3 protein-coding genes are annotated in these 1,783 nt (G+C 53.2%); 1 reads left to right on the top strand and 2 read right to left on the bottom strand.

Annotated elements, in window-relative coordinates:
- The first annotated feature begins 206 nt into the window (after positions 1 to 206).
- On the top strand, positions 207 to 383 hold the full coding sequence (locus tag EQY_RS26365; protein WP_248424255.1) for a helix-turn-helix domain-containing protein: 177 nt from the start codon (positions 207 to 209) through the stop codon (positions 381 to 383).
- A 44-nt stretch (positions 384 to 427) separates the two neighbouring features.
- Here the strand turns inward: EQY_RS26365 and EQY_RS0121230 are convergent, their stop codons facing one another.
- Together EQY_RS0121230 and EQY_RS0121225 are read right to left on the bottom strand one after the other, a co-directional pair.
- Entirely contained in the window at positions 428 to 1,279 is an 852-nt protein-coding gene (locus EQY_RS0121230) for a DUF4942 domain-containing protein (protein ID WP_000785692.1), read from the bottom strand.
- Between the two features lie 53 nt (positions 1,280 to 1,332).
- A complete protein-coding gene (locus EQY_RS0121225) occupies positions 1,333 to 1,590 on the bottom strand; it encodes a hypothetical protein (protein ID WP_000174706.1) in 258 nt (85 codons plus the stop codon).
- Between the last annotated feature and the right edge of the window lie 193 nt (positions 1,591 to 1,783).

Below are 1,783 nucleotides of genomic sequence, written 5' to 3'. Positions count from 1 at the left end.
CGGGCACTTACTGTCAGTAACCGGACAATCGCAGCTTCATTCCACTGCACGAAGACCAGGACGTCGGCACACCAGAAAGGGGACGTTTCTCTGTTGCGAAGACAACCCTTATCACTTTTGCAAAGTGCCATAATGACACTTTTTGATATATTTAAATCCGGTGATAAAATTAAGTCGTAAAGTGACAGAATGGCACTTCTGAGGGCATGATGATGTCAGGATTTGAGTTAAGGTTATGGCGGCGGGGAATGGGCTGGGACCAGGAACGGGCGGCAGAAGAACTCGGTATCAGCCTCCGGACATACAAACGATACGAGAAAAAAGCGGAAACCGGGAAGCTGATCGAACTGGCAACGGAAGCCCTGACCAGAAGAGCCGGCTGACACTCTCTTCACCGGTGGGCAGGTAAAACCTGCCCACCACCGCATCACACCCGGGGTGGCAGCGCCTCCGGGAAATGGCGCGCAATAATATCATTCAGCCGGTCAACCAGATCCGGGCGTCTGAACATGATGTGTACCGTTCCTTTAAGAAAGGCACGGATCGTAAAATATTCCCCTTCGTACAACTGCCCGATATTGTCTTCACGACGTATAAAATCACCAAAACGGGCACCGTCCGATTCACGAAAATCAGGAACATTACGGCCATCCAGTAACCAGAAAGGGCGCGCCAGATCATCCAGTTTAGCCATACCGGAATGGTCAAGTGAAACATACCCGGTTCGCCAGCGATACAGAATATTGCTGACGATAATCTTTTTCCCCAGGCGGCAGGGGTTATTGGTTTTGTAATCCCAGGATAACTGGCGGAAAACATCAATAACGCCTTTTTCAAAAGTCTCCACCTTTCCGGCATTCAGGTGACGGAACGTGGCCAGCACATTGTCCGGGGTGATTTCCGGACAGGATTCACTCTGCAACTGTCTGTTCCACTCATCACGCTGGCAGGAACTCATGAAGGTATACATCCCCGTATCCGTCATCAGCCGATCCCAGATTTTACGATCCGCAAGGCGGGTGATGCTCTTCCGGGTCTCCTCCGGCTGATCGCCACGACGAACGGTTGCCGTGACAGCCTCTTCAAAACCGTAAAGAAAATTCTCGCCCGATGCGTCCCGCAGGAGGCGGCGGGCACTCTCCAGGTGTGCCATCCCCTGCATAAACAGGGCGATCCCCTCATTACGCTGTGCGATGATCCGGTCAATGGCCACGGACGGGATCACCTCCGTACCGGATGCCGTAAACATGTTTTCTGCCGTTAATACACTGTCAGCCATGCTGTTTCTCTCCTGTGGCCGCCTGCTGTACAGGCGGCTCACGTTGTCAGTTATCAGTTAAAAGCCCGCTTCATTTCCAGAGCACGTAACAGGTGCGCCCACTCACTTCCGCGCAGTGCGGGAATGTGCACGGGCTGCATCCGGCGGCTCCGGCGTGCAATCCGGTGTCCCAGCGCACGCATTCCCGGATCCACATCGGCAAAGCTGAACTGCCCCCGTCTGAAACGGGGCTGACGTTTAACCGGCTGATTTTCAGACTGACGCATATTTACATATGCTGCCGTTGGTGTGATGATTGAAGGTAATGTCATGGTTGATCTCCATGTCAGGTTACAAATGCCGGATTTTTTTGCCTCGAAGCCTTCAAATCCGGCGCCGTGAAAAGCAGGGGCAACCCTGCTTTTTGCATTTCATCGCGCGGTGTTTCAGACCTCTGTCGACCCGATCCACGTCCCGTTCAGATAAGCATCAAAAGCATCGTTCCCCTCCTGCACTTCCTGCGGC

Origin of the sequence: Escherichia sp. TW14182 (assembly GCF_000208525.1) — a bacterium.
Classification (GTDB): domain Bacteria; phylum Pseudomonadota; class Gammaproteobacteria; order Enterobacterales; family Enterobacteriaceae; genus Escherichia; species Escherichia ruysiae.
This window is presented reverse-complemented; position numbering and strand designations above follow the sequence as displayed.

What these genes read in the sequence shown, in the direction of transcription:
- EQY_RS26365 (WP_248424255.1), top strand. Translation starts at nt 207, where the DNA reads ATGATGATGTCAGGATTTGAGTTAAGGTTATGGCGGCGGGGAATGGGC.
- EQY_RS0121230 (WP_000785692.1), bottom strand. Translation starts at nt 1,279, where the DNA reads ATGGCTGACAGTGTATTAACGGCAGAAAACATGTTTACGGCATCCGGT.
- EQY_RS0121225 (WP_000174706.1), bottom strand. Translation starts at nt 1,590, where the DNA reads ATGACATTACCTTCAATCATCACACCAACGGCAGCATATGTAAATATG.